Here is a 673-nt window from a genome sequence, read left to right as displayed (position 1 = left end):
CGGCTCTCGTCCTCTCGGTTCTCGGCTCTTTAACTCATAACTCATAATTCATAACTCGGTTCTTTAGCTTTTTAGCTCTCGTAACTCGAACATCGTAACTCGGTTCTTTAAGTATCGGGTTTAGGTTACAAGCACATAGAAGGTTCTTCAATAAGCTGGAAGAACACAACAATGCTGGCAAGCGCAAGGCGCATTGGTGGCAGGAAGTACAAGACTTATCTCGTTTTTGGAAAAAATATATCTTCAAGGAAGTTATCCTTGGAAGAGATTTATGGCCGTGCAGCCTGGAAATTCAATAAAGTCGCGGGTGAAATCTAAATTAATTAAATACGTTTCAGCGAACTGACATATCTATCGATAGCTCTTGCAGCTCGCTTGCCGGCTCCCATTGCTTCAATAACTGTTGCTGAGCCGGTAACAATATCTCCACCTGCAAAAACCCCTTCGAGATTTGTTTTGCCTGTTTCAGGTTCAGCCTCAATATACCCCCACCGGTTCAATTTTACTCCCGGGAAACCTGTCTTAAGTACAGCGTTTGCCTTTTGGCCAATGGCCTCTATAACAAGTTCGACTTCAACAATGAATTCTGAACCTTCAATAGGTATTGGCCTTCGCCTGCCTGATTCATCAGGAGCGCCAAGTTCCATCTTTATACACCTGACTTTTTTTACGT

General features: G+C 43.2%; 2 protein-coding genes. One reads left to right on the top strand and one right to left on the bottom strand.

From position 1 onward, the window contains the following. Positions 1-171: 171 nt before the first annotated feature. Entirely contained in the window at positions 172-318 is a 147-nt protein-coding gene (locus tag AC3LHT_RS08175) for a hypothetical protein (protein WP_488662546.1), read from the top strand. Positions 319-323: 5 nt separating this feature from the next. Here the strand turns inward: AC3LHT_RS08175 and AC3LHT_RS08170 are convergent. Further along, positions 324-673 (bottom strand): FAD-dependent oxidoreductase (locus AC3LHT_RS08170; RefSeq protein WP_488662545.1); only part of this gene is annotated, 350 nt, incomplete at its 5' end.

This window comes from Kosmotoga sp., from assembly GCF_982836095.1.
This window is presented reverse-complemented; position numbering and strand designations above follow the sequence as displayed.